1 pseudogene is annotated in these 506 nt (G+C 35.4%); it reads right to left on the bottom strand.

The window, feature by feature from the left end:
- Positions 1-506 (bottom strand): annotated as a pseudogene (locus ACFIO3_RS15710) (double-strand break repair helicase AddA); the annotation flags it as partial.

The following is a 506-nucleotide window of genomic DNA, read 5'->3' as shown; positions in this document are numbered from 1 at the left end:
AAAAAACCATTGGTTTTTTTTAAATTTGCATAAATTTTGAGATAAAGGGCACAAAGCTGAAAAGCCGCCATATTGAGGGTCGCAACTTTTGCGCATTGATATTTCTCTAAAAGAATAGAAAGCTCGCTTTGTTTATCTTCAAGCATTTGTTGAATAAAAGGCCAAATTTCGTCTGATTTTTTACGAGATAAATTTGAGAAATTCCGTGGCTCACCTTTTGTTGTAAAATAAATATCAGAAATACTATTGAGAATATTTGTCTCATCATGTACCTCTTCTAATTGGGAAAGTTTTGCCACCATATCCTTGAAGCTTTGACTGCCATTGATTTCACAATGATTAAGAGCATAAACAGGAAGGCGCGCAATCTGTTGCATTTGTTCCAATAGGTATTGGGTTGTTTCATCGGGCGCTAAGTTAAAAAGCGCACGCAATTTTTCTTCTCCATTTTCAGACAGAAGAGAAGACAAAAAATCAGACAGTTTATGTTGCTTTTCAGCTGCTTC

The sequence above is a fragment of the Bartonella sp. AD328YNZD genome (assembly GCF_042196425.1).
Note: the sequence above shows the minus strand (reverse complement) of the source record. Positions and strands in the feature narration are given on the sequence as shown.